The following is a 22,940-nucleotide window of genomic DNA, read 5'->3' on the forward strand; positions in this document are numbered from 1 at the left end:
GTGTCATGCGGCCTCAGTAAGCTGATTGCCCGTGAGCATTCCGAATGTCCTCGCCAACCGTTACGCCAGCGACGAGATGGTGGCGATCTGGTCACCGGAAGCCAAGATCGTCGCCGAACGCAGACTATGGCTGGCGGTGCTACGCGCACAGGCCGAGCTCGGGGTGCCGGTGCCCGACGGTGTCGTCGCCGACTACGAGCGGGTGCTCGAGAACGTCGATCTGGCGTCCATTGCGGCACGCGAGCGGGTCACGCGCCACGACGTCAAGGCGCGCATCGAGGAATTCAACGCGCTGGCCGGGCACGAACACGTGCACAAGGGCATGACAAGTCGCGACCTCACCGAGAACGTCGAGCAACTCCAAATCCGGCGCTCGCTGGAACTCGTACACGCGCACGGGGTTGCGGTCGTGGCACGGCTGGCAGAGCGGGCGCTGCACTACCGCGACCTCACGATGGCGGGCCGCAGCCACAACGTCGCCGCGCAGGCCACCACGCTTGGCAAGCGTTTCGCCTCGGCGGCCGAGGAGACGATGCTCGGACTGATTCGACTGGCGGAGTTGATCAATCGCTATCCGCTGCGCGGCATCAAGGGTCCCATGGGAACCGCCCAGGACATGCTGGACCTGTTCGACGGCGACGACTCCAAGTTGGACTCGTTGGAACGACGGGTCGCCGAATTCCTAGGTTTCCAAGTGGTTTTCACCAGTGTGGGACAGGTGTATCCGCGCTCGCTGGACCACGACGTCGTCTCCGCGCTAGTGCAACTGGGCGCCGGTCCGTCGTCGCTGGCGCACACCATTCGCCTGATGGCGGGCCACGAGCTCGTCACCGAGGGTTTCGCGCAGGGCCAGGTCGGCTCGTCGGCGATGCCGCACAAGATGAACACGCGCTCGTGTGAACGGGTGAACGGTCTGCAGGTGGTACTGCGTGGATACGGCTCGATGGCCGCGGAACTCGCTGGCGCGCAATGGAATGAGGGCGACGTCTTCTGCTCGGTGGTGCGCAGGGTGGCGCTGCCGGACGCGTTCTTCGCCGTCGACGGACAAATCGAGACGTTCCTGACGGTGCTCGAGGAGTTCGGCGCCTACCCCGCGGTCATCCAGCGAGAGTTGGACCGCTACCTACCGTTCCTGGCGACCACGCGCATTCTGATTGCCGCGGTGCGGGCAGGCGTCGGGCGCGAGACCGCCCACGAGGTCATCAAGGAGCACGCCGTCGCCGTCGCACTGGCAATGCGGGAGCAGGGTTCGGAGCCAGACCTGTTGGACCGGTTGGCCGCTGATCCGCGACTGCCGTTGGACCGGGCCGCCTTGGACGCCGCATTGGCCGACCGACAGGCGTTCACCGGTGCGGCGGCGGCGCAGGTCGACGCGGTGGTGGCGGCGGCTGAGTCGTTGGTGAGCCAATACCCGGAGGCGGCTAAGTACTCCTCGGGGGGCATTCTTTGAGCCTTGCTGTGAGTCTTGCGGGAGTCGACTTCACCGACCTGGATAACTTTGCGTCGGGGTTCCCGCACGACCTGTTCGCGGTGCATCGCCGCGACGCGCCCGTCTACTGGCACGAGCCCACCGAGCACACCCCCGACGGCGAGGGCTTCTGGTCGGTGGCCAGCTACGCGGAAACCCTTGCGGTGTTTCGTGATCCGGAGACGTATTCATCGGTGACGGGCGGCGCGCGGCCGTTCGGCGGAACATTGCTGCAGGACCTGTCCATTGCGGGTCAGGTGCTCAACATGATGGACGATCCGCGGCACTCGTACGTGCGCAGGCTGGTCAGTTCCGGTCTTACACCGCGGATGATCCGCCGCGTCGAAGACGACCTGCGGGCCAGGACCAGGGCGCTGCTCGACGGCATCGAGCCCGGAGTGCCCTTCGACTTCCTGACCGACATCGCTGCCGAACTGCCCATGCAGATGATCTGCATCCTGCTCGGAGTGCCTGAGTCCGAGCGGCATTGGCTGTTCGAGGCGATCGAGCCGCAGTTCGACTTCGGCGGCTCGCGCACGGCTTCGGTCGGGCAGCTGTCGGCCGCGGAGGCCGGGTCGCGGATGTACACGTACGGTGTCGAGCTCATCGCGTCCAAGCGCGCCGAGCCTACCGACGACATGTTGTCCGTCGTGGCCAACGCCACGGATGATGCGTTGCCTGTGCTTTCTGAAGTCGAGATGTACCTCTTCTTCAGCCTGCTGTTCAGTGCCGGCGCGGAGACCACCCGCAACTCGGTAGCCGGAGGGCTGCTGGCGTTGATCGAGCACCCCGACCAGATGTCTTTGCTACGAGACGATTTGGAGGCGCTGCCGACGGCGGTCGAGGAGATGGTGCGCTGGACGTCGCCCTCGCCATCGAAGCGGCGCACCGCCACCCGCGACGTCGAACTCGGCGGGTGTGCGATCTCTGCGGGTCATAAGGTGCAGATCTGGGAGGGGTCGGCGAACCGCGACGCGGCGGTCTTCGCGACGCCCGACGAGTTCGACGTCGCGCGTAAACCCAATCCGCACTTGGGTTTCGGTCAAGGTGTGCATTACTGCCTCGGGGCCAACCTCGCGCGTCTGGAGTTGCGAGTGCTCTACGAAGAGTTGCTGGCCAGGTTCTCGTCGGCGCGGCTGGTCAAGCCCGTCGAGTGGACCCGCAGCAATCGGCATACCGGCATCCGGCACCTGGTCGTCGAACTAAGGCCATGAGGCCCGACGTCTTCGCAGCGGTGATGGCTACGGGCATCGTGTCCATTGCCGCCGCCGACCACCGCGTGGAGTTCGTCAGCGTCCTGTTGGCGGTGATCGCGGTGGTCGTGTTGCCGGTGCTGGTGTACGGGACCGCCGTCGCGTGGAAACGGGATTCGTGGTCGCTGCGTGACCTCGACACCAGCATCGGCTTGTTGACCTACGTGGCCGCGTGCGCGGTGCTTGCAGGTCGGTTCGCGACTTCCGAGTTCGCGGTGCTGGCCTTCGGTGCGCTGGCGCTTTCGGGTTGGGTGTCGTTGGCGCCCATGGTGATTCGTAACATGTGGCGGCTGCGCTTGACCGGACTGCGCGACCAGGCGCGCGGTGCCTGGATGCTGGCGAGCGTCGCGACCTCGGGGCTGGCGATCGTGTGCGTCGCCGCGGGAACCGTGTTCTGGGGGCTCGTCTTCTGGGTACTGGCGCTGTGCGGCTATTGCGTGCTGGCGGGGTTCGTCGGGTGGCGGGCCATTCGCGATCCGGCGACGCGGCGAGACGTCCCGGCCGATCACTGGATCCTGATGGGCGCGACCGCGATCGCGACGTTGGCAGGCGTTCACATCCACGCTGCGCTGCCCGCCGGTCCGATCGCCGACGTGGTGCGCGCGGTGACGCTCATGACGTGGGCTGTCGCCACGTTGCAAATCGTGCCGCTGGCGTGCGTCGGCTGGCGCCGGATCCGCGACTGGCCCGCGGTATTCCCGATGGGCATGTACTCGGCAGCGACCTTCGCCATCGCGGGGGAGACCGGGTGGACCGGGTTGTCGACGGTGTCGCTGGTGTTCTTCTGGATCGCGTTCGCGCTCTGGCTCCTCACCCTCCTCCCCCTCCTGCGATTTCGGCGCGCTATTCCGGGTTGACCACCGAATTGCGCGCCCGAATCGCGCGTTTGACCTCGGCAATGACGCGATCGGGGTACTCGGTGAGATCCAGCCACGTGAAGCGGAGCACCTGCCAGCCAGCTAGGGCGATGGCGTTTTGCTTCTTCCGGTCGCGGTTGAAGGCCTCTGGGTCGCTGTGGAACGCGAGCCCGTCGATCTCGACTGCCAGCTTCGCGTCGCGAAACAGGAAGTCGACCTCGTAGCCGGCGACCATCTGGTTCGGCTTCCAGCCCGTGATGCCAGCTTGATTGAGCAGCCGGGCGAAGAGTCGCTCGGCGGCTGAGCGCGTGCCTTCGTCGGCCGCTTGCAGCAGGAGTCGGGCCGCGGGGGAACCGTGCCGCCCCTTGTTGTCCAGATGCGCCTCCCACAGCTTGCGCAATTCGGTGTGCTGCTGAAGAGCGTTGTCCATCAGTTTTGGACCGCCGCCCCTACGAACCGCGGCTTCGACGACAGTGAGAGGCAGTGCGGTGACCTGCAATCCGTTGCAGTCGACCAAGTCGGCAGGTTTGAGGTTGCGTCGCCTCACGCGGCAGCCTTCCCGACTACGGCCGTGGCTGTTCCGCGGCACGGTGACTTCTACGACCTGCGGTGCAAATCTCGTCAGATCCAGCCACCAGGCCGCGGCAAGTCCGCTCGCGACTGCATGCGCTCCGTAGCCCCACACTGCAGCACGTATTCGTGCGGCGTCGGTGAAAGGCCGGTCGTCGACGAAGAAGACACTGCGCGCACATCGTCTCCAGTGACCAGTACGAACACGCCACTCGACGGCGTCGTAGCTCAGTCCCAACGAGTGCGCTTGAGCCATAGTGATAACGCCGTCGTGGCGACGAAGAAGTTCATTGAGCACGTTCAATCTGACGCCTGCCAGGCCGCGCAGGTTCCACTCGATGCTATTTCGGCGCGGATTTCGGAGCTGGGGCCGGAATAGCGCGCCGAAATCGCGAGGGGGCTAGCTACTTGCGGCGGACGCCTGCGCTGCGCAATTCGAGGTTCGCGAGGCCGCTGATGGCGATCGCGTCTTCGCGCCGCCACGCGCCCACCGGGTCCATGCTGACTGCTGCCAGCTTGGCCAGCGGCCGGTTCGCCAACGCACGCAGTGCCAACAGTTGCTCGCCGGCCGGGGTCCCCGCGAGCGTGATCGCCGTCCACTTCCGCCGGAAGAACCTCACCCGCAGAAAGAGCCACGGCATCGCCACCGCAAGGATTGGCGTGGCCGCCACCGCCAGCGCCAACACCCATGCCAGCCACGTCGCCGTCGTGTCGAGGCTCTGTCCCGCCCCCGCGATGCCCAGCGCAGCCTCGCTTGCCGCGCGGAGCGGCTTGCTCAGGGTGTCGCCGATCAACGGCACGTCGTGGGTGCTGTCGCCCGCCGAGTTCAGGTTGTCCGCGACGCCATTGGCGCCGTCCTGCACCTGCCTGCCCACCGTGGCGATAGTCGAGACCGCGGAGTGGACGGCCATCCCCACCAACACCCACACCGTGGTCCACGCGGCGACGACGAGGTCGCTGGCCAGTTGCACCAGCAGACGACCGGGAGTGGTGGCATATGGGACGTAGCGAGAACTCATGTCGTAGATCCCAGCAGATAGTCTTGCGCGATGCGTCCCGCTTTGACCGACTACCAACATCTGGCCAGCGGCAAGGTACGCGAGCTCTACCGCATCGACGACGACCATCTGCTGTTCGTCGCCAGCGACAGGATCTCCGCGTTCGACTACATCCTCGCCAGCGACATCCCTGACAAGGGCCGCATCCTCACCGCGATGAGCGTCTTCTTCTTCGACTATCTCGAGCGGACCATGCACGCGCCGAACCACCTCGCCGGCCCGGCCGACGACGAACGCATCCCGGAAGCGGTGTTGGGTCGGGCGCTGGTCGTGAGGCGGCTGGAGATGGCGCCGGTGGAGTGCGTGGCCCGTGGCTACCTCACCGGCTCGGGCATCATCGACTATCGCAACACCGGCGCAGTGTGCGGCATTCAGCTGCCAAAGGGGTTGACGGAGGCCAGCAAGTTCGCCGAGCCACTGTTCACCCCGGCTACGAAAGCCGAACTGGGCGAACACGATGAGAATGTCTCGTTCGACGCGGTCGTCGACCTGGTCGGTGCCGAGCTCGCGGCCCAGCTGAGGGACCGCACGCTGCAGATCTATGAAGCGGCCGCTGCGCACGCGCTGACCAGGGGGATCATCATCGCCGACACCAAGTTCGAATTCGGGGTCGACGAGCAGGGTTCCGTCGTATTGGCCGACGAGGTGTTCACGCCGGACTCGTCGCGATACTGGCCGGCTGACAGTTATCAGGAAGGCGTCGTGCAACCCAGCTTCGACAAACAGTTCGTGCGCAACTGGCTGACCGGGCCGGAATCCGGCTGGGACCGCGGCGGCGAAGCCCCGCCCCCGCCGTTGCCGCCCGACATTGTGGCCGCGACTCGGGCACGTTACATCGAAGCCTACGAACGCATTTCGGGGCTGCGCTTCGACGATTGGATCGGTGCCGCATGACGACTGACGAGCGCTCGCGCGAGGAGCCGATGGCCGGGGTCCCGCCCATTGCCAAGCGTGTCGACCACCGTCGAGAGCACCACGGCGACGTCTTCGTCGACCCGTACGAGTGGCTGCGCGACAAGTCCGACCCCGAGGTCATCGCGTACCTCGAGGCGGAGAACGCATATACCGAGCAACAGACCGAACAGTTGGCCCCGTTGCGGCAGAAGATCTTCGACGAGATCAAGGCGCGCACCAAGGAGACTGACCTCTCCATCCCGACCCGCCGCGGCGAGTGGTGGTACTACGGCCGCAGCTTCGAGGGCAAGCAGTACGGTGTGCAATGCCGTTGCCCGCTAGCCGATCCCGACGACTGGTCGCCGCCAGAGTTCGACGAGCACACCGAGATCCCCGGTGAGCAGATCCTCCTCGACGAGAACGTCGAAGCAGAAGGCCACGAGTTCTTCTCGCTTGGAGCGGCCTCGATCAGCCTTGACGGCCACACGTTGGCGTATTCCACCGATGTACTCGGCGACGAGCGATACACGTTGAAGTTCAAGGACTTGCGCACCGGCAAGCTCTACGACGACACCATCGTCGGCATCGGAGCCGGCGTGACCTGGGCCGCCGACAATAGGACCGTCTACTACATCACCGTCGACGACGCATGGCGGCCGGACACGGTGTGGCGACATCGCATCGGCGCGGGGCTCCCCGCGCAGAAGGTCCATCACGAGGCCGACGAGCGGTTCTGGATCTCCGTCGGTCGGACGCGCAGCAACAAGTACGTGTTCATCGCGGCGGGCAGCTCGGTGACCAGCGAAGTGTTCTACGGCGACGCCGCCGACCCAGAAGCCACGTTCAGCCCGATCTTGCCGCGCCGCGAACTCGTCGAGTACGACGTGGATCACGTGGTCGTCGGTGGCGAGGATCGCTTCCTCATCCTCCACAACGACGGCGCCGAGAACTTCACGCTCGTCGAGGCGCCCGTTGCGGACCCCACCGCGTTCCGCACGCTCATCGAGCACCGCGACGACGTCCGGCTGGACGCGGTCGACACGTTCGAGCACCACATCGTCGTGAGCTATCGCAGCGAAGCGCTCCCGCGCATCCAGTTGTGGCCGATCTACGCCGACGGCAACTACGGCCATCCCGAGGACATCACGTTCGAAACCGAACTGACGTCGTCGGGCCTTTCGGGCAATCCCAACTGGTCCGCACCGCGGCTGCGGGTTGGCACGACGTCGTTCGTCGTCCCGGTGCGCATCTACGACATCGACCTGGCGACCGGCGAACGCATCCTGTTGAAGGAACAGCCGGTGCTCGGGGATTACCGGCCCGAGGAGTACGTGGAGCGACGCGATTGGGCCGTGGCGCCCGACGGTGCACGCGTGCCAATCTCGATCATTCACCGTGCGGGACTGCAGCTTCCGGCTCCGACGCTTATCTACGGGTACGGCGCGTACGAATCGTGTGAAGATCCGCGCTTCTCGATCGCCCGGCTCTCGCTGCTCGATCGTGGCTTGGTCTTCGTGATCGCCCACGTGCGCGGCGGCGGTGAGTTGGGCAGGCCGTGGTACGAGCACGGCAAGCTGCTCGAGAAGAAGAACACGTTCACTGACTTCATCGCGGCCGCAACGCATCTCGTCGCAACCGATGTCACGCACCCGGAAAACCTCGTCGCCATGGGCGGTAGTGCGGGTGGGCTGCTGATGGGGGCGGTGGCCAACATGGCCCCGGAGCTCTTCGCGGGCATCCTGGCTCAGGTGCCGTTCGTCGACGCGTTGACCACGATCCTGGATCCATCGCTGCCGCTCACCGTCACGGAGTGGGACGAGTGGGGCAACCCCTTGGCTGACGAGCAGGTGTACGAGTACATGAAGTCCTACACCCCGTACGAGAACGTCGCGGCCAAGGACTACCCCGCGATCTTGGCCATGACGTCGCTCAACGACACCAGGGTCTTCTACGTCGAACCCGCGAAATGGGTTGCTGCACTGCGTCATACCGCGACCGGGGACCCCGAGGTGCTGTTGAAGACCGAGTTGGTCGCCGGCCACGGTGGGATCAGCGGCCGCTACGAGCGCTGGAAGGAAGCCGCATTCCAGTACGCGTGGGTGCTAGCCACTGCAGACCGCGACCACCACGGCAGCGGCGAGGTAGACCACCTCTTCCCCACTCCGGACGCTTAGCCGCGACGTCATCGACTTCGGCGGGTTGGGCATGCGCGCGGCGTAGACGTTGGCGGGAAACATCGCCAGCATCAGGACGAACAGGCAGACGGTAGCGGCCACCCGGGTGGGCGGAAACAACAGCCCGGCCGCGCCGAGCAGTTCGAGTACGCCGGTGACCGTCACCAGGAAACTGGGCGACGGCAGGGCTGGCGGCACGATCGCGATCATGTCGCGTCGCATGCCGGGTGCGAAGTGCGCGACGCCCGTCATGGTGAACATCACCGCGAGGCCCACGGCGATCGCCTTGGGCCAGCTGTCGACGTAGTCGACCCCAAGCCAGCCCACCAGCCGGGCGATGGCGCTACCCGTGATCAACACGAGGAATACGGCCATGGCGAAACTCCTATCTAGACAGTGGCAAGATGACCGTATCAACAATCTGGTCAGTGTCAAGATTCCTGGCTATGCTTGGCGAATGAGCAAGGAGACTTACCACCACGGCGACCTCAAGGCGGTGATCTTGACCCAGGCCGCGACGTTGGTGGCCGAACGTGGGGCGGACGGGGTCTCGCTACGCGAATTGGCGAGGGTGGCGGGCGTCTCGCACGCCGCGCCTGCCCACCACTTCACCGATCGGCGCGGGCTCTTCACGGCGCTGGCGACCGAAGGTTTCCAGTTGCTGGCGAGCGCGCTCACCGGTGCGCGGCCCAAGTTCGTCGACGCCGCGCGCGCCTACGTCCGCTTCGCCCTCGACCACCCAGGGCACTACGAGGTGATGTGGGACCGGTCGCTCTACGACGCGGCCGACCCTGCGCTCGTCGCCGCCGAGATCGCCGCAGGCGCGGAGCTCAACCGCGGCGTCGGGACACTCGCCGATGCAAAGGCCAAGGCAACGCCCGACGACGCCGCACTCGCGGCATGGGCTCTGGTGCACGGCTTTTCGCTGTTGTGGCTCAACGGTGCGGTAGCGGGGCGGGACGCAGGCGCCGACCCGATCGACACCGCGGAACGCATCGCTCGGATGCTCTTCGACGACACCCGGTAGCGTCGCTGGCATGACCTTGACCGACATCGCCCTGACCACTCTCGACGGCACGCCGACCACGCTGGCCGAATACGCCGACGGCGCCGTGCTGGTCGTCAACGTCGCCAGCAAGTGCGGCCTCACGCCGCAGTACACGGCGCTGGAGCAGCTGGCTCAGGACTACGGCGACCGCGGATTGACCGTCGTCGGAGTCCCGTGCAACCAGTTCATGGGCCAGGAACCGGGCACCGCCGAGGAGATCCAGACCTTCTGCTCCACCACCTACGGCGTGACGTTCCCGCTGCTGGCCAAGACCGACGTCAACGGGGCCGACCGGCATCCGCTGTACGCCGAACTGACCAAGACGGCCGACGCCGAAGGCGAAGCGGGCGACATCCAGTGGAACTTCGAGAAGTTCCTGTTGGCGCCCGGTGGCGAGGTGGTCAAGCGCTTCCGTCCACGCACCGAACCCGATGCGCCCGAGGTGGTCAGCGCCATCGAGGCCGTGCTGCCCCGCTGAGCCCGGCACCGAATCGTCAACTCCCGCCCACGTGTCGGAAACCGTTGGGACACCTTGTGTTGCCATACTTCAGGCGTGGCTGGACGACTGATCGTCTCGATCTCCGGGATCAGGGACCGCACCCTCGAAGAGGTCGCCGACTTCCGTGCCGAACTCGACGCCCGCAACGTGCCCGCGTCTCTGCTGGTGGCGCCGAGGCTGAAGGGCGGCTACCGACTCGATGAGGATCCGGCGACCGTGGATTGGCTGGTACGCCAACGCAACGCGGGTGATGCGGTCGTGCTGCACGGATACGACGAGGCCGCGACCAAGAAGCTCCGCAGCGAATTCGCCACGTTGCAGGCCCACGAGGCCAACCTGCGACTGATGGGCGCCGACCGGGTGCTCGAACACCTCGGGTTGCGCACCAGGCTGTTCGCCGCACCTGGCTGGACGGTGTCGCAGGGCACTGTCACGGCGTTGCCGCGCAACGGTTTCCGGCTGCTCGCCGGACTCAGCGGGATCACCGACCTGGTGCGCGCGATGACGGTGCGGGCGCGCGTGCTCGGCATCGGTGAGGGCTTCCTGACCGAGCCATGGTGGTGCCGCACACTGGTCTTGTCGGCCGAACGTTCGGCGCGCCGGGCAGGCACCGTACGCGTCGCCGTGTCGGCGGCTCAGCTGCGCCGCCCGGGTCCGCATCAGGCCGTGCTCGACGCCATCGACCTCGCCCTGATGCACCAGTGCACGCCCGCGGTGTACCGCTGGGCGCCCAACCCGGCATTGACAGACGCCGCGTAGGTCCGGAGCGCTAACGTCGGTCCCATGGCTGACGCTGATGTCATCGTGGTGGGTGCGGGCCTGGCCGGACTGGTCGCCGCATGCGAGGTGGTCGACAGGGGCCGCTCGGTGCTGATCGTCGACCAGGAGAACGCCGCCAACGTGGGTGGCCAGGCCTTCTGGTCGTTCGGTGGGCTCTTCCTGGTCGACAGTCCCGAACAGCGCAGGCTGGGCATCCATGACAGCCACGAACTGGCGCTGCAGGACTGGCTCGGCACCGCGGGCTTCGACCGTCCTGAGGACCACTGGCCCCGACAGTGGGCGCACGCGTACGTCGACTTCGCCGCGGGGGAGAAGCGCAGCTGGCTGCGTGAGCGCGGGCTGCAGACGTTCGCACTCGTCGGCTGGGCCGAACGCGGCGGATACGACGCGCGCGGGCATGGTAATTCGGTGCCGCGCTTCCACATCACCTGGGGGACAGGACCGGCCATCGTCGACGTGTTCGCGCGCAGGCTGCGCAACCATCCGAAGGTGCGCTTCGCCCATCGCCACCGCGTCGACGAGCTAGTGGTCGAAGGCGGCGCCGTCGTCGGTGTGCGCGGCGCGGTGCTCGAACCGTCGTTGGCCGGGCGGGGAGTGGCCTCGTCGCGAACCACCGTGGGCGAGTTCGACTTCCGTAGCCAGGCCGTGATCGTGGCCAGCGGCGGCATCGGCGGCAATCACGACCTGGTACGCAAGAATTGGCCCGCCAGGATCGGCCGCGTGCCCGGCCAACTGCTCAGCGGTGTGCCCGCACACGTCGACGGCCGCATGCTCGGCATCACCGAGGCGGCCGGCGCCCATCTGATCAACGGTGACCGGATGTGGCACTACACCGAGGGCATCACCAACTACGATCCGATCTGGCCTCAGCACGGCATCCGCATCCTGCCCGGCCCGTCATCGCTGTGGCTCGACGGCGGCGGAAAGCGGTTGCCTGCACCGCTTTACCCGGGTTTTGACACGCTCGGCACGCTGGAGCACATCGCCAAGACCGGCTACGACTACACGTGGTTCGTGCTCAACGCCCGCATCATCGCCAAGGAGTTCGGGCTTTCCGGTCAGGAGCAGAACCCCGACCTGACCGGGCGCAGCGCGCGGCAGGTGCTCAGCCGGGTCAAGCCGGGTGCGCCCGCACCCGTGCAGCGGTTCGTCGATCGCGGCGTGGACTTCGTCACCGCAAATTCGTTGCGGGAGTTGGTATCCAAGATGAACGAGGTGCCCGACGTCGAAGCGCTCGACTACGACGTCGTCGAGGCCGAGGTCACTGCCCGCGAGCGCGAGGTGGTCAACAAGTTCACCAAGGACAGCCAGATCAACGCCATTCGCGCCGCCCGCGAATACCTCGCCGACCGCGTCAGCCGCGTGGTCGCACCACACCCCATCACCGATCCCAAGGCCGGCCCACTGATCGCGGTGAAGCTGCACATCCTCACCCGAAAGTCCTTGGGCGGGTTGGAGACCGATCTGGATTCCCGGGCGTTGCGAGCCGACGGGGAGGTGTTCGGAGGACTGTACGCAGCAGGTGAGGCCGCCGGATTCGGTGGCGGCGGCGTCCACGGGTATCGCTCGCTGGAGGGCACCTTCCTCGGCGGGTGTGTGTTCTCCGGACGGGCCGCGGGCCGCGCCGCGGCGCGCGACACGGCCTAGCTTTTCGAATCTGACTGAGCCGAAGTCGGCCGATTGGGCGACGCCGTCAATCCGGTGGGAAGCGCTTGTGCAACGCATCGAGTAGGCGGCGTGCTTCCTTTGCGCGTTCGCGAAGCCGCAGCAGGGCGTGCGGCACGAGGACAGGCGCGTTCGGTCCGTCTTCGCGTTGCCGCTTCCACCGTCGCTCGGCCGCGGCAATGAGGTCCTCCAGCTCGTCTAGCTCGTCGGTCAAAATCGACTGGAACAGCCGCGATTGTGCGACGTCAGCGGGGTGTGCGGGTGGATCGCTTCGTCGGGTCGACATGATCGGGGCGCCGGGCGGCCGGGCCGTGCCACCGTGGAGCGAGTAGCGGCTCGCGTGGACCGAGGGCAGCAGGCTGACCGGGCTCGGGTCGCGCTCCGCCTGGGAGGAAAGGGATGGCATGCCGAGATACTGTCGCGTTCTTGACATCACAGCGACTTCTCGGGATTCACTCAACGGCCGCGTACCCGTTCCCGGTTGGACATCTGACGTTCATCCGCCAGGCGGACTGGTCAGAATTCGGTACCGCGCTCGGGCTCGAGTACCTGGAAGTCGGTGTCGGTCATCTCCGTGAACCGCCCGTAGTAGATGCCGCGGGCTTCCTCGGCCACCACCGCCTGGTGGATCGGCACCGCCCGCGTCGGCGCCACCGCCCGCAGGTACTCGATGGCCTCGGAGATCTTCATCCACGGGGCGGCCGCAGGCGCCGCCAGCACGTCGACGGGTTCACCGGGGTTGAACAGCGCGTCGCCCGGGTGCATCAGCCGGGCCGGGTGGTCACCGTCGCCAAGCAGGTACGAGATGTTGTCGATCACCGGGATGTCGGGATGGATCACCGCATGCTTCCCGCCCACCCCGCGCACGGCGACGTGGCCGACGGAGAACGCGTCGCCGACGTTGACCGCCGTCCACGCCCCGCCCAGCTGCGCGGCCGTCATCGGGTCGGCGTACAGCGCAGCCTGCGGGTTGGCCTCCAGCAAGGCAGGTAGCCGGGCCGTGTCCGCATGGTCCGGGTGCTGGTGGGTGATCAGGATCGCCGACAGCCCCGTGATGCCTTCGAAGCCGTGGGAGAAGTTGCCAGGGTCGAACAGCACGCTGGTGTCCCCGCCCTTGCCGTCGGGGAAGCTGGCGAGCAGGCACGAATGGCCGAAATGCGTCAACTGCATGGCTCCATTCTGGACCGCGCCCGCGCCGGTAGAGTCATGTCCGACCGAAACGCCGTCAACAGGCAAAGGAGCACCCGTGGCCCGGGTCGTAGTGCACGTCATGCCAAAGGCTGAGATCCTCGACCCGCAGGGTCAGGCCATCGTCGGCGCCCTTGGCCGACTGGGACATGCCGGGATCTCAGATGTCCGGCAGGGCAAGCGGTTCGAACTCGAAGTCGACGACGCAGTGTCAGACAAGGCACTCGCCGAGATTGCCGAGTCGCTGCTCGCCAACACCGTCATCGAGGACTGGTCCGTGCACCGGGAGTCCGAATGACTGCTCGCGTCGGGGTCATCACCTTCCCCGGCACCCTCGATGACGTCGACGCCGCCCGCGCGGCCCGCGCCGTCGGCGCCGAATCGGTGAACCTGTGGCACGCCGACGCCGACCTGAAGGGGGTCGACGCCGTCATCGTGCCCGGTGGCTTCTCCTACGGCGACTATCTGCGCTGCGGCGCCATCGCCAAGTTCGCGCCGGTGATGGGTTCGGTCGTGTCGGCCGCGGCCAAGGGCCTGCCAGTGTTGGGTATTTGCAACGGTTTTCAGGTGCTCTGCGAGGCCGGCCTGCTGCCTGGCGCGTTGACCCGGAACGCGGGTCTGCACTTCGTCTGCCGCGACGTCTGGTTGCAAGTCGCGTCGAACTCGACGGCATGGACGACGCGCTACGAGCCGGACGCCGATCTGCTGGTGCCGCTCAAGTCGGGGGAGGGCCGTTACGTGGCCTCCGAAGCGGTGCTCGACGAACTGGAGGGTGAAGGGCGCGTGGTGTTCCGCTACCGCGACGACAACCCGAACGGCTCGATGCGCGCCATTGCGGGGATCGCGTCGGCCAACGGCCGGGTCGTCGGGCTGATGCCCCACCCAGAACACGCGACCGAGGCGTTGACCGGTCCGTCCGACGACGGGCTCGGGATCTTCTACTCGGCGCTCGACGCGGTGCTGGCGGCGTAGTCATCCCTAGCCACGACTTCGGCGCGCCCAGTTGCGCTGGCCGCAACTGAACGCGCCGAAATCGCTTGGGGATCAGGCGGCTGGCTTGATCGCGTGCGCGCCACCGCCGACGGTCACGATCGCGGATTCTCGGCCCATATTCCGCGGGCAGTGCAAGCGCAGCCTTGCTGGCACGACAGGCTCGGCATTTCTGTTCGGGACTCGACGCGGTGCTGGCGGCTTAGCTTTCAGCAGACTCCCAGTCAAAGTTGGTGCGCGACGCTGCCACTGTCGAGTGTTAGTGTCATTTTGTTTGTTTGCTGGCATGCCGGTGGTTTAGTGAAATCGGATGGGGGACAGTGCTAGTCAATCCAGATCTCTTGCGAGATTTCGCCAAGCAGGTTGACGTCGCGTCTGCGACGCTCAGGAGAGCTGACGACGGTCTGAAGAGTGCCAGCGCTGCGGCCGACGGGCTGCCAGGTTCGGAGACGCAGTGGATCATGCGTCAGGTCGGCGATCATTTGTCGCTGGTCGGTGACGACATCGCCTCGCAGGTCGAGAACATGGGGGTGATGGTGCGCGGCGCCGGCGATCGGTATGAGGTCGACGATGACACCCTCGCCGGCGGCTTCAAGAGGCTGTTCTAGCCACGTGTTGCCGTCACGTTCGCGCTTACAGGGCTGGAACCCGGAGTCGTTGGCGCCGGCCGGTTCGACGATCGGCAATGCTGGGCAGTCGACCTACGACACGGTGCGGAGGCTGGACGACGACTGCGATCGGATGCCGGAGGCCAGGGTGTGGTCGGGCGGCGCTCAGAAAGAAGCAGCGAAGATGTTCACGCGGGCAACCGACCGCTCGTCGAACTTTCTCCACTACGCCAAAGCGGTAGCGGATGCCCTACAGACCGGTTCCGGAAGGATCGGCAAAGCCCGAAGCGACGCGTTGAGCGAGGCCGACGCCATCGACAAGGGCGAACTTGAAGTCAACGATCAATGGGTAGTGCTGATCAGACCGGCGGGAATGACCGCCGAGCACGCAGCCGACCTCCAAAAGCGGGCCGAAGCAGCGCAAGCCGACCTCAATCCGCTGGTGCACGCAGTCGACGCGGCCGACAAAGACACCATGCAACAACTCCTGCTGGCAAGGGCCAAGGAGGGCGCAGCGTTTAAAAATTCTCGTCAAGGACCGCCTAGTCCGTTGCCGCCAGTGCCCGGCAACGAGGTTCCAGACCCCAACACCGATGCCGGACGGCAGCTGCAGAGCATGGTCCGTGCCCAGGACATGTCAACGACCGTCCGGGACACCGCCGAGTCGACCGACGAGAATGGGAATCACTTCAAGACGCTGATGATGCTCGACGGAAGCAAGCAGGTCATCAAGACTGAAGGTGGCTGGCCCCCTAGCGCGCACAAGGTGCCCGAGGGCACTGTCGAGGTCACCCAATACGACGCAAAGGGCAACGTGGTCTCGATTGCCGAAACGATCAAGCACGACGATGGATCGGAAAGAACCGAAATCTTCTGGACGGACGGCACAACGGTAACCATGACGCGAACACCCGACGGCAAATGCAGCGGCGGCGTGGTCACCAAAGACGGCCATACGGGCAACTTGCCTGATGCGTTCTTCGCCGAACCCATCCCAGACATCGTCGGTGGCAGCCTCACCGCTCTGGAGAAGCAGAGCGAAAAGGGGATACCGGGGCTGAGTGCCGAAACCCTGGAAAGAGTTGGGGCGGGCGCGAAGTTTGCAGGTCCCGCGTTTGGGGTGGCGGCGGCCATTTACGACGTAGCGACGGCGGAGACGAAGCACGATGCTTGCGTCGCCGCGTGGAAGGGTGGTGCCGGAGTTATTGGTGGCATGACCTTCGATGCCGTACTCACGGCAGTCCAACCCGAACTGGCCCCGGTATGGGCGGGTGTTGCAAGCGGCACCGCGGGGTTCGGCTTCGGGCAGCTCGGAGGGGTTGTCGGAGAATTGGTGTGTCCAGAGTGAAGAACTTCCTGCTGTTAACCTTCTACTTCCTTGTGGTGAACGGCCTGGTGGTGGTTTGCGTTGTGTGGGCGTGCATTTGCCTTGCACGTGGCGAATACCTCACTCTAGTAGTGGTTTTGGCGTTTGCACTCGCGTTCATGGGACTTGAGTCTTCGTTACTGCAAGTCATGAGCGGCAAGGTGAGGCCCCGAGCGGAGCTCGTCGGAAGAGCAACGACGATCCGGCCCGACAAGACCGTGGACGGGCTGTTGATGTCGGCGACATTTGCGGCCGTCATCGCAGTGACGACGTACGCGATCTTCACTCCGCTGGGGATGATCGACATTCCCCTCCCCTACGGCAAGCGAATGTTCCTCGTCCTCGCGATTGGTGCCGCGCTTACCGGGATCGCGAACCTGTGGATCTTGTTCAAACGCGGCGGAAACAGTTTTCTGACGCTTGACCCCCTCAGCTTCGAATTGGGGCAGGGGATCGCGTCTATCGAGAGCGCTTGGGACGACATTGCCGATATCGCGGATCGACGGCCGGGCAAGCCCCCACCGTTCAGAGCCACGCTGTTCGTTGTTTTTCACGACGGACGGACCCGCACGGTGGCCATCGACTCGTATACGCCCAAAGGGACGGCAGTCCGTCGCTTTGTCCGCTTCTACTGGCTGAACTCCGACCACCGCGAAGAACTGACGGACGGTCGTGCGATCGATCGGCTCGCCGGGTTCGGGGCAACGTCTTGATGTCAGCGATCCGCAGTCGTTCGTGGTGGATCATTGGCGCAGTTCTTTCCGTGGTGGTCGCGGTGGTCATTGCGGCCGTGTTCTATGCGACGGCAAGAAAGCAAGCAACCAAGCCGCAATCGGCCCCGTCCCTTGGTTTACCCGCGCAGCTTCTGCTGACGTCGTCGATGCGGAAGCAGCCGGTGCCTGGTTGGAAAATTTCGGCGCAACAACTCGGCCTCCCGCCCGGGGGCGTCCCCAAATTGATTGGCAACGCTGGTGATCGAGGTATCTTCCTCGGCATCACGGGTACCGGCTGGTGGTTGGCCGGAGTCGACGTGGCGACCGGCAAGAGGTTGTTCCCCGCGGTCGAACTCGGACGTTCGGACGACGCCCTCGGTTTTAACTGTTTCATCAACGGGCCGAAGATGGTGCTGTGTATACGTGAGGACCGCGATCCCACGAAGCCGGCACGTGCATGGGTAGTCGATACTGACCACGGGTCAACGATTTTCGATGGTCCAACTGAATTGCGCATACCACCTTTCGACAATCATCCAACGGTCGAGCAACGTGGGGACTACGCCGTTGCGACGGTGAGCGGTGAGGGTGTGCATGGCTTGGGTACGCACGCCGAACTCACGTGGTTTGTCCCCGGCGGCGGACACCTTTCCGGAGAAAAGGATTGGGTACACGATGCTGCACCGCAATCACTAGCTGCCCAGGACGGCGGCCCGTCTTCCGCCACCGACATTGTCTTTTCGCTTGCCGACGGTGCAGCGGTGAAACCTGAAGTGCCGCAGGGAGTTCTTCTCAGTCAGGCAGTGATCTATCCGGGCGGGTTCGGCTACGAGTACTCCGTCAACGGCGAGTTCTCATCGACCCAGGTGCGATTCTTCGATGAAACCGGCAAGGCGCTGGGCAAACCAGACTTCAAGGGCACCATTCTCACTGGGTCGCGCGATATTCCGATGGTGACGACGCCGTCGAAGGACGTCGTTCTCACGCTCGACGGGCACGAGCTCCTTGAGCTAGCGGTCACGCCGGGACTTGAAGCGCGCCTCGTCGGGCAAAGGCTCTTCGTTACGGGCGGAGGTGACGATCGACATTGGCAGCAATACGACCTGCAAAGTGGGGCAACCGGAAAGACATGCGACATCGACGGCATCGGCTCGTACTACATTGCCTCCGACGGCGAGGTCGCGGTGCTGATGGGCGACGATTCGGCCGCCGTGGGCTACGACCTAGCGACGTGCGACAAGCTCTGGTCGATTCCGAGTTCTGTCCAAGACGTGTGGAGAGTCAACACCACGCTTATCGAGCGCATCAACGACGAATTGTTCTCGTTGGTGGCGCCACCCTAGCCACGACTTCGGCGCGCCCAGTTGCGCTGGCCGCAACTGAACACGCCGAAATCGCTTGGGGATCAGGCGGCGGGCTTGATCGCCTGCGCGCCACCGCCGACGGTCACGATCGCGCCGTTCACGTAACTCGCGGCCGGGGACGCGACGAAGGCTACGACGTTGGCGATCTCGTCGGCCTCTGCCGTCCGGCCGATTGCCGTGGTGCGGCCGAGTCCCTCGATGAGGTCGCTTTCGAATGCCTCGGTACCCAGTGTCACCGTTGGTCCGGGGGCGACGGCGTTGACCCGTACGCCCGCGGCGCCGAACTCGTCGGCCCACAGCTTCGTGAGCAGCTCGAGTGCGGCCTTGCTGGCACCGTAGATGCCTGCGCCCGCGGCCGGCGTGGACGCCGCGACGGTCGTCACGTTGACGACCGAACCCTGGCCGCGCTCGAGCATGCCCGGTACCAGTTTCTGAACCAGTAGGTAGGGGGCGCGGAGGTTGGTGTCGAGTTGGTCGTCGAAGTCGGCGTCGGTGGTCTCGAACGTCGGGGCGAACCGGTAGATGCCCGCGTTGTTGACCAGGATGTCGACGGCACCGGCTTCGTCGGCCAGGCGTCGGACATCGGCGGCCTTCGAAACGTCGGCGGCGACGAAACGTGCCTTGCCGCCTGCATTTTCGATGTCGCGGACGGCCTTGGCGCCACGTTCGGCGTTGCGGCCGTGGACGATCACCTCGGCGCCTTCGTTGGCGAGTTGAACCGCAATCGCGTAACCGATGCCTGCGGTCGCGCCGGTTACCAGGGCGGTCTGGCCGGTCAGTGTGTTCGTCATGGGAGTGCCTCCTGCGAGAAGTTTTTTATGAAGCCGACTCGCATAAGTCCCATTCCGGACTGGTTATTCCATAACTCTCGGCCCAACGCGCCGAAATCGCAAGAAGGGGGGAGGGCTAGGGGGACAGGGCGACCGACGCCTCGGCCGTGTAGTTCAGGAAGGTGAACGTCTCCTGCAGGTAAAGCTGCACGGTGTCGGCATCGTGCGACAGGTAGCCGATCGACACGTCGGTACCGAGTTGTAGGTCGAAGTCACCGCCGCGGGTCGACAGTACGAACGCCCCGTCGATGGCGGGTGCCCAGATGATCTCGCCGTCGATGAGGCGGCTCAGGTGCTCGCGAATCGGATAGCCGTGCGCGGTGGTCTCGCTGACCTGGGTGTACACGTCGGCCGAGAGCAGCACCGAGTACGGCCCGTCGACACCGGCCAGCCGCAACTCCGACAGTGCCTGCGAGATCACGTCGGGGATCTCCGCGGGATTCGACGGCAACGCCAGCGGCGGGTTGGAACTCGCGGAACGGATGCCCTCGATCGAGGCCGCCTCGTACCCCTCGAAGATCGCGCGGTCCTCCGCGAAGGCCAGCTGCTTGGCAGCCTCTTTCACCGGATCCCAGTTCGAATCCTGCGATCCGCGTTCGACGTCGTCGATGTCGGTACGGCCGACGGTGAACGGAACTCGCAGCCGGACAAGGGGTTTGCTCTCGCGAAGGTGGGCGACTACGCCGTCGCCGGGGGACGCCACGTCGAGCAGATGACCGGTGCTGATCGCCGCCTTCACGGGCCCGCCTGGCTCGCTGACGTCGACCACGCGGCGACCGGCGATGTGCCGCTTGAAGGTCCGGGTGGCCTCGGTTTCGATTTCGCCCCAGGCCTCTTCGGAGATCGGCGCGAGGTCGCGGTAGAGATTGTTCATTGAGGTTGTCCTTTCAGACTGCCGATCGACAAGGAGCCATTGGAGCGGGAGATCGAGGCCGGAGCCGCTTCGGTGTCACCATCGGGAAGCGGCGGTGGGTCGTCGAGGAAGTCCGCGGTGGGCACGAAGAACATGGTGCCGGTTACCGCGGTCGAGAAGTCGAGAATCCGGTCGGTGTTGCCCGGCGGATCGCCGATGAACATGTTGCGCAGCATGCGTTCGGTGACGTCGGGGTCGGCGGCGTATGCGATGTAGTAGGTACCCGACTCGCCGTTCCCGAGCGTGCCGAACGGCATGTTGGCCCGCACGATCTGGAGTTCGTTGCCGTCCTCGTCTTCGATGACGTTCAAAGCGAGGTGCGAGTTGGCGGGCTTGACGTCGTCGGCCATTTCGATGTCTTCGAGCTTGGTGCGCCCGATCACCAGTTCCTGCTCGGTGACGCTCAAGGCGTTCCACGCGGCCATGTCGTGGGTGTACTTCTGCACGTGCACGTAGCTGGCACCGGCAAAGTCGGGATCATCCGCGATCTGGACCGCCTCGACGGCTTCGGGCCCATCCGGATTCTCGGTGCCGTCGACGAAGCCGAGCAGGTCGCGTTGCTCGAAGAACCGGAACCCATGCACCTCGTCGACGACGGTCACCGCGCCCGCCATGGACGCAAGTACTCGGCCGCCGAGTTCGAAGCAGACGTCCATGGACTCGCCGCGGATGTGAAACAGCAGGTCGCCGGGGGTGGCCGGGGCGTGGTGTCGCGCCCCGACGAGTTCGGGGAACGGGTGCAGGTCGGCCGGGCGCGGGCCCCCGAACAGGCGGTCCCAGGCGGCGGACCCGATGCCGGTGACCAAGGTCAAATATGCTGCGGGATTGCGGAATCCGACTGCGCGGACGAGGCCGGACAGGTCGGCGAACGCATCGTGAACCGTGTCCTCGCCGCCATCGTCGATGGTGGCCACCAGGAAGATCGCTGCAGGCGTGAGCGGTGTGAGAATCGGCTGCGCACGACGAGTCACGAACTGACCCTATCGTCACCTCAGACGGCTTGACCGGTAAGGATGGGCTACATGATCTCAGGCAGTCCAGCCAACACGTTCCGTGCGTCGGCCGAAGCGCTCTGCGAATTCATCGACGCATCGCCGTCGCCGTTCCACGTCTGTGCGACCGTGGCCGAGCGGCTACGGGCCGCGGGCTTCACCGAGCTCGCCGAGGCCGACGCGTGGCCGACGGACGCTCCCGGCTACTTCGTCGTGCGGGCGGGCTCGCTGGTCGCATGGAAGTCGGCCGACGCCGGCGCACCGTTCCGCATCGTCGGTGGGCATACCGATAGCCCCAATCTTCGGGTCAAACAGCACCCCGACCGCTTCGTATCTGGCTGGCAGGTGGTGGCGCTCGAGCCCTACGGCGGGGCGTGGCTGAACTCGTGGCTCGACCGCGACTTGGGTCTCAGCGGCCGACTGTCCGTGCGATCGGGCAACCGGACCGACGACGTCCTGGTCAAGATCGACGACCCCATCCTGCGGGTGCCCCAGCTGGCCATCCACCTCTCCGACGATCGCAAGGGCGTGGAACTGAACCCGCAGCGCCACGTCAACGCCGTCTGGGGTGTCGGTGGCGGGACGCGGTCCTTCATGGACTACGTGGCCAGGCAGGCCGACGTCGACCCCTCCGACGTGCTGGCCGCCGACCTCATGACGCACGACCTGACGCCCGCGACACTCGTCGGTGCAGAACGTGAACTCGTCAGCGCACCGCGCCTGGACAACCAGGGCACCTGCTACGCCGGGCTGGAGGCGTTCCTCGCCGCCGAGCCAGGGGGATACGTGCCCGTGCTGGCGCTCTTCGACCACGAAGAGGTCGGCTCGACGTCGGATCATGGAGCCCAATCCGACCTGCTGCTGACGGTGCTCGAACGGATCACGCTATCCGCAGGCGGCACGCGGGAGGACTTCCTGCGCAGGCTGCCCGGTTCGATGGTGGCCTCGGGCGACATGGCGCATGCGACGCACCCCAACTACCCGGAACGTCACGAGCCGGGCCACCTCATCGAGGTCAACGCAGGACCGGTGCTGAAGGTGCAACCCAACCTGCGCTACGCCACCGACAGCCGGACCGCGGCGGCGTTCCAGTTGGCCTGTGATCAGGCCGGGGTGCCGCTGCAACGCTACGAGCACCGGGCCGATCTGCCGTGCGGGTCGACGATCGGACCGATGACGGCGGCCCGAACCGGGATCCCGACCGTCGACGTCGGCGCAGCCCAGTTGGCGATGCATTCGGCGCGGGAGTTGATGGGGGCGGCCGACGTACCCGCGTACGCCGCGGCGCTGCAGGCGTTTCTGTCACCGGGCTGATCTAGCCTCGAGCGCATGACTCTAGACATCGCCTCGGTCACCTTCGATTGCTCCGACCCGGACGGACTTGCCGCCTGGTGGGCGGCCGCCGCCGGCGGAGACGTCAACGCGGTGGCACCAGGTGAATTCGTACTGGTGGCCCGCCCCGGTGGACCCGCCCTGGCCTTCCAGCGGGTGCCCGACCCGACACCCGGTAAGAACCGTGTGCACCTGGACTTCTCGGTCGCCGACATGGATGCCGAGGTCGCTCGGTTGGTATCGCTCGGTGCGACGGAGACTGGCCGTAACGGCTTCGGTGACGACTTCCACTGGGTGGTGTTGGCCGACCCCGCAGGCAATGCGTTCTGCGTCGCTGGCGGGAGCTGATCCATCACCGTTGAATAGCCGGTGGACGTG

25 protein-coding genes are annotated in these 22,940 nt (G+C 65.8%); 17 read left to right on the top strand and 8 right to left on the bottom strand.

Annotation, left to right across the window (positions count from 1 at the left end; translation table 11 throughout):
• Positions 1-31 precede the first annotated feature (31 nt).
• Genes purB through SLQ30_RS25345 form a run of 3 tightly spaced genes read left to right on the top strand, consistent with a single transcriptional unit; the run spans position 32 to position 3,578 of the window.
• Positions 32-1,450 (top strand): adenylosuccinate lyase, encoded by a 1,419-nt coding sequence (purB, locus tag SLQ30_RS25335; RefSeq protein ID WP_319449638.1) that lies wholly within the window; start codon positions 32-34, stop codon positions 1,448-1,450.
• Entirely contained in the window at positions 1,447-2,682 is a 1,236-nt protein-coding gene (locus SLQ30_RS25340) for a cytochrome P450 (protein WP_319449637.1), read from the top strand. The genes purB and SLQ30_RS25340 overlap by 4 nt, the downstream gene beginning before the upstream one ends.
• Positions 2,679-3,578: a tellurite resistance/C4-dicarboxylate transporter family protein gene (locus tag SLQ30_RS25345; protein WP_319449636.1), complete on the top strand. Its 900-nt coding sequence runs from the start codon at positions 2,679-2,681 to the stop codon at positions 3,576-3,578. The genes SLQ30_RS25340 and SLQ30_RS25345 overlap by 4 nt, the downstream gene beginning before the upstream one ends.
• Here the strand turns inward: SLQ30_RS25345 and SLQ30_RS25350 are convergent.
• Positions 3,565-4,446 (bottom strand): type IV toxin-antitoxin system AbiEi family antitoxin domain-containing protein, encoded by an 882-nt coding sequence (locus SLQ30_RS25350; protein ID WP_319449689.1) that lies wholly within the window; start codon positions 4,444-4,446, stop codon positions 3,565-3,567. The two genes, SLQ30_RS25345 and SLQ30_RS25350, sit on opposite strands and share 14 nt — an antisense overlap.
• A 106-nt stretch (positions 4,447-4,552) precedes the next feature.
• Positions 4,553-5,167 carry a hypothetical protein gene (locus SLQ30_RS25355; RefSeq protein ID WP_319449635.1) on the bottom strand — a complete coding sequence of 205 codons (615 nt, stop codon included), beginning with the start codon at positions 5,165-5,167 and terminating at the stop codon, positions 4,553-4,555.
• A 30-nt stretch (positions 5,168-5,197) separates the two neighbouring features.
• On the opposite strand from SLQ30_RS25355, the gene SLQ30_RS25360 reads away from it, so the two are divergent.
• Together SLQ30_RS25360 and SLQ30_RS25365 are read left to right on the top strand one after the other, a co-directional pair.
• Positions 5,198-6,100 carry a phosphoribosylaminoimidazolesuccinocarboxamide synthase gene (locus SLQ30_RS25360; protein WP_319449634.1) on the top strand — a complete coding sequence of 301 codons (903 nt, stop codon included), beginning with the start codon at positions 5,198-5,200 and terminating at the stop codon, positions 6,098-6,100.
• Positions 6,097-8,274 carry a S9 family peptidase gene (locus tag SLQ30_RS25365; protein WP_413468181.1) on the top strand — a complete coding sequence of 726 codons (2,178 nt, stop codon included), beginning with the start codon at positions 6,097-6,099 and terminating at the stop codon, positions 8,272-8,274. The genes SLQ30_RS25360 and SLQ30_RS25365 overlap by 4 nt, the downstream gene beginning before the upstream one ends.
• Here SLQ30_RS25365 and SLQ30_RS25370 read toward each other — a convergent pair.
• A complete protein-coding gene (locus tag SLQ30_RS25370; RefSeq protein WP_319449633.1) occupies positions 8,203-8,649 on the bottom strand; it encodes a DoxX family protein in 447 nt (148 codons plus the stop codon). The two genes, SLQ30_RS25365 and SLQ30_RS25370, sit on opposite strands and share 72 nt — an antisense overlap.
• 82 nt (positions 8,650-8,731) lie before the next feature.
• Between SLQ30_RS25370 and SLQ30_RS25375 the strand changes: the two genes are divergently transcribed.
• From SLQ30_RS25375 to SLQ30_RS25390, 4 genes are all read left to right on the top strand, one after another.
• Entirely contained in the window at positions 8,732-9,301 is a 570-nt protein-coding gene (locus SLQ30_RS25375) for a TetR/AcrR family transcriptional regulator (RefSeq protein ID WP_319449632.1), read from the top strand.
• A 10-nt stretch (positions 9,302-9,311) separates the two neighbouring features.
• On the top strand, positions 9,312-9,800 hold the full coding sequence (locus SLQ30_RS25380; RefSeq protein WP_319449631.1) for a glutathione peroxidase: 489 nt from the start codon (positions 9,312-9,314) through the stop codon (positions 9,798-9,800).
• Positions 9,801-9,875: 75 nt separating this feature from the next.
• A complete protein-coding gene (locus SLQ30_RS25385) occupies positions 9,876-10,580 on the top strand; it encodes a DUF2334 domain-containing protein (RefSeq protein WP_319449630.1) in 705 nt (234 codons plus the stop codon).
• A 24-nt stretch (positions 10,581-10,604) separates the two neighbouring features.
• Positions 10,605-12,248: an FAD-binding dehydrogenase gene (locus tag SLQ30_RS25390; RefSeq protein ID WP_319449629.1), complete on the top strand. Its 1,644-nt coding sequence runs from the start codon at positions 10,605-10,607 to the stop codon at positions 12,246-12,248.
• 46 nt (positions 12,249-12,294) lie between these two features.
• On the opposite strand, the gene SLQ30_RS25395 is transcribed toward SLQ30_RS25390, so the two are convergent.
• Together SLQ30_RS25395 and SLQ30_RS25400 are read right to left on the bottom strand one after the other, a co-directional pair.
• On the bottom strand, positions 12,295-12,672 hold the full coding sequence (locus SLQ30_RS25395) for a hypothetical protein (RefSeq protein ID WP_319449628.1): 378 nt from the start codon (positions 12,670-12,672) through the stop codon (positions 12,295-12,297).
• A 110-nt stretch (positions 12,673-12,782) separates the two neighbouring features.
• Entirely contained in the window at positions 12,783-13,436 is a 654-nt protein-coding gene (locus SLQ30_RS25400) for an MBL fold metallo-hydrolase (RefSeq protein ID WP_319449627.1), read from the bottom strand.
• 76 nt (positions 13,437-13,512) lie between these two features.
• On the opposite strand from SLQ30_RS25400, the gene purS reads away from it, so the two are divergent.
• The 6 genes from purS to SLQ30_RS25430 all read left to right on the top strand — a co-directional run bounded on the left by purS (position 13,513) and on the right by SLQ30_RS25430 (position 18,474).
• On the top strand, positions 13,513-13,752 hold the full coding sequence (gene purS / locus SLQ30_RS25405; RefSeq protein WP_319449626.1) for a phosphoribosylformylglycinamidine synthase subunit PurS: 240 nt from the start codon (positions 13,513-13,515) through the stop codon (positions 13,750-13,752).
• Entirely contained in the window at positions 13,749-14,426 is a 678-nt protein-coding gene (gene purQ / locus SLQ30_RS25410; RefSeq protein WP_319449625.1) for a phosphoribosylformylglycinamidine synthase subunit PurQ, read from the top strand. Before purS ends, purQ begins: the two co-directional genes overlap by 4 nt.
• A 338-nt stretch (positions 14,427-14,764) precedes the next feature.
• The gene (locus SLQ30_RS25415; RefSeq protein WP_319449624.1) at positions 14,765-15,052 is read left to right on the top strand and encodes a type VII secretion target; all 288 of its coding nucleotides are present in this window, start codon (positions 14,765-14,767) and stop codon (positions 15,050-15,052) included.
• Positions 15,053-15,056: 4 nt separating this feature from the next.
• Complete coding sequence (locus tag SLQ30_RS25420; protein ID WP_319449623.1) at positions 15,057-16,400, top strand: hypothetical protein; 1,344 nt, start codon at positions 15,057-15,059, stop codon at positions 16,398-16,400.
• Complete coding sequence (locus tag SLQ30_RS25425) at positions 16,397-17,131, top strand: hypothetical protein (RefSeq protein WP_319449622.1); 735 nt, start codon at positions 16,397-16,399, stop codon at positions 17,129-17,131. Before SLQ30_RS25420 ends, SLQ30_RS25425 begins: the two co-directional genes overlap by 4 nt.
• The gene (locus tag SLQ30_RS25430) at positions 17,131-18,474 is read left to right on the top strand and encodes a hypothetical protein (RefSeq protein WP_319449621.1); all 1,344 of its coding nucleotides are present in this window, start codon (positions 17,131-17,133) and stop codon (positions 18,472-18,474) included. The genes SLQ30_RS25425 and SLQ30_RS25430 overlap by 1 nt, the downstream gene beginning before the upstream one ends.
• Before the next feature lie 62 nt (positions 18,475-18,536).
• On the opposite strand, the gene SLQ30_RS25435 is transcribed toward SLQ30_RS25430, so the two are convergent.
• The 3 genes from SLQ30_RS25435 to SLQ30_RS25445 form a co-directional block, all read right to left on the bottom strand.
• A complete protein-coding gene (locus SLQ30_RS25435) occupies positions 18,537-19,286 on the bottom strand; it encodes an SDR family NAD(P)-dependent oxidoreductase (protein WP_319449620.1) in 750 nt (249 codons plus the stop codon).
• Between the two features lie 115 nt (positions 19,287-19,401).
• Entirely contained in the window at positions 19,402-20,199 is a 798-nt protein-coding gene (locus SLQ30_RS25440; RefSeq protein WP_319449619.1) for a family 1 encapsulin nanocompartment shell protein, read from the bottom strand.
• Positions 20,196-21,209, bottom strand: a complete 1,014-nt coding sequence (locus SLQ30_RS25445) for a Dyp-type peroxidase (protein WP_319449618.1) — start codon at positions 21,207-21,209, stop codon at positions 20,196-20,198. Before SLQ30_RS25445 ends, SLQ30_RS25440 begins: the two co-directional genes overlap by 4 nt.
• Positions 21,210-21,260: 51 nt before the next feature.
• Between SLQ30_RS25445 and SLQ30_RS25450 the strand changes: the two genes are divergently transcribed.
• On the top strand, positions 21,261-22,544 hold the full coding sequence (locus tag SLQ30_RS25450; RefSeq protein ID WP_319449617.1) for a M18 family aminopeptidase: 1,284 nt from the start codon (positions 21,261-21,263) through the stop codon (positions 22,542-22,544).
• Positions 22,545-22,559: 15 nt separating this feature from the next.
• The gene (locus SLQ30_RS25455) at positions 22,560-22,910 is read left to right on the top strand and encodes a VOC family protein (RefSeq protein WP_319449616.1); all 351 of its coding nucleotides are present in this window, start codon (positions 22,560-22,562) and stop codon (positions 22,908-22,910) included.
• Positions 22,911-22,940: the final 30 nt, after the last annotated feature.

This window comes from Mycobacterium sp. RTGN4 (assembly GCF_033804635.1).
Taxonomy (GTDB): Bacteria; Actinomycetota; Actinomycetes; order Mycobacteriales; family Mycobacteriaceae; genus Mycobacterium.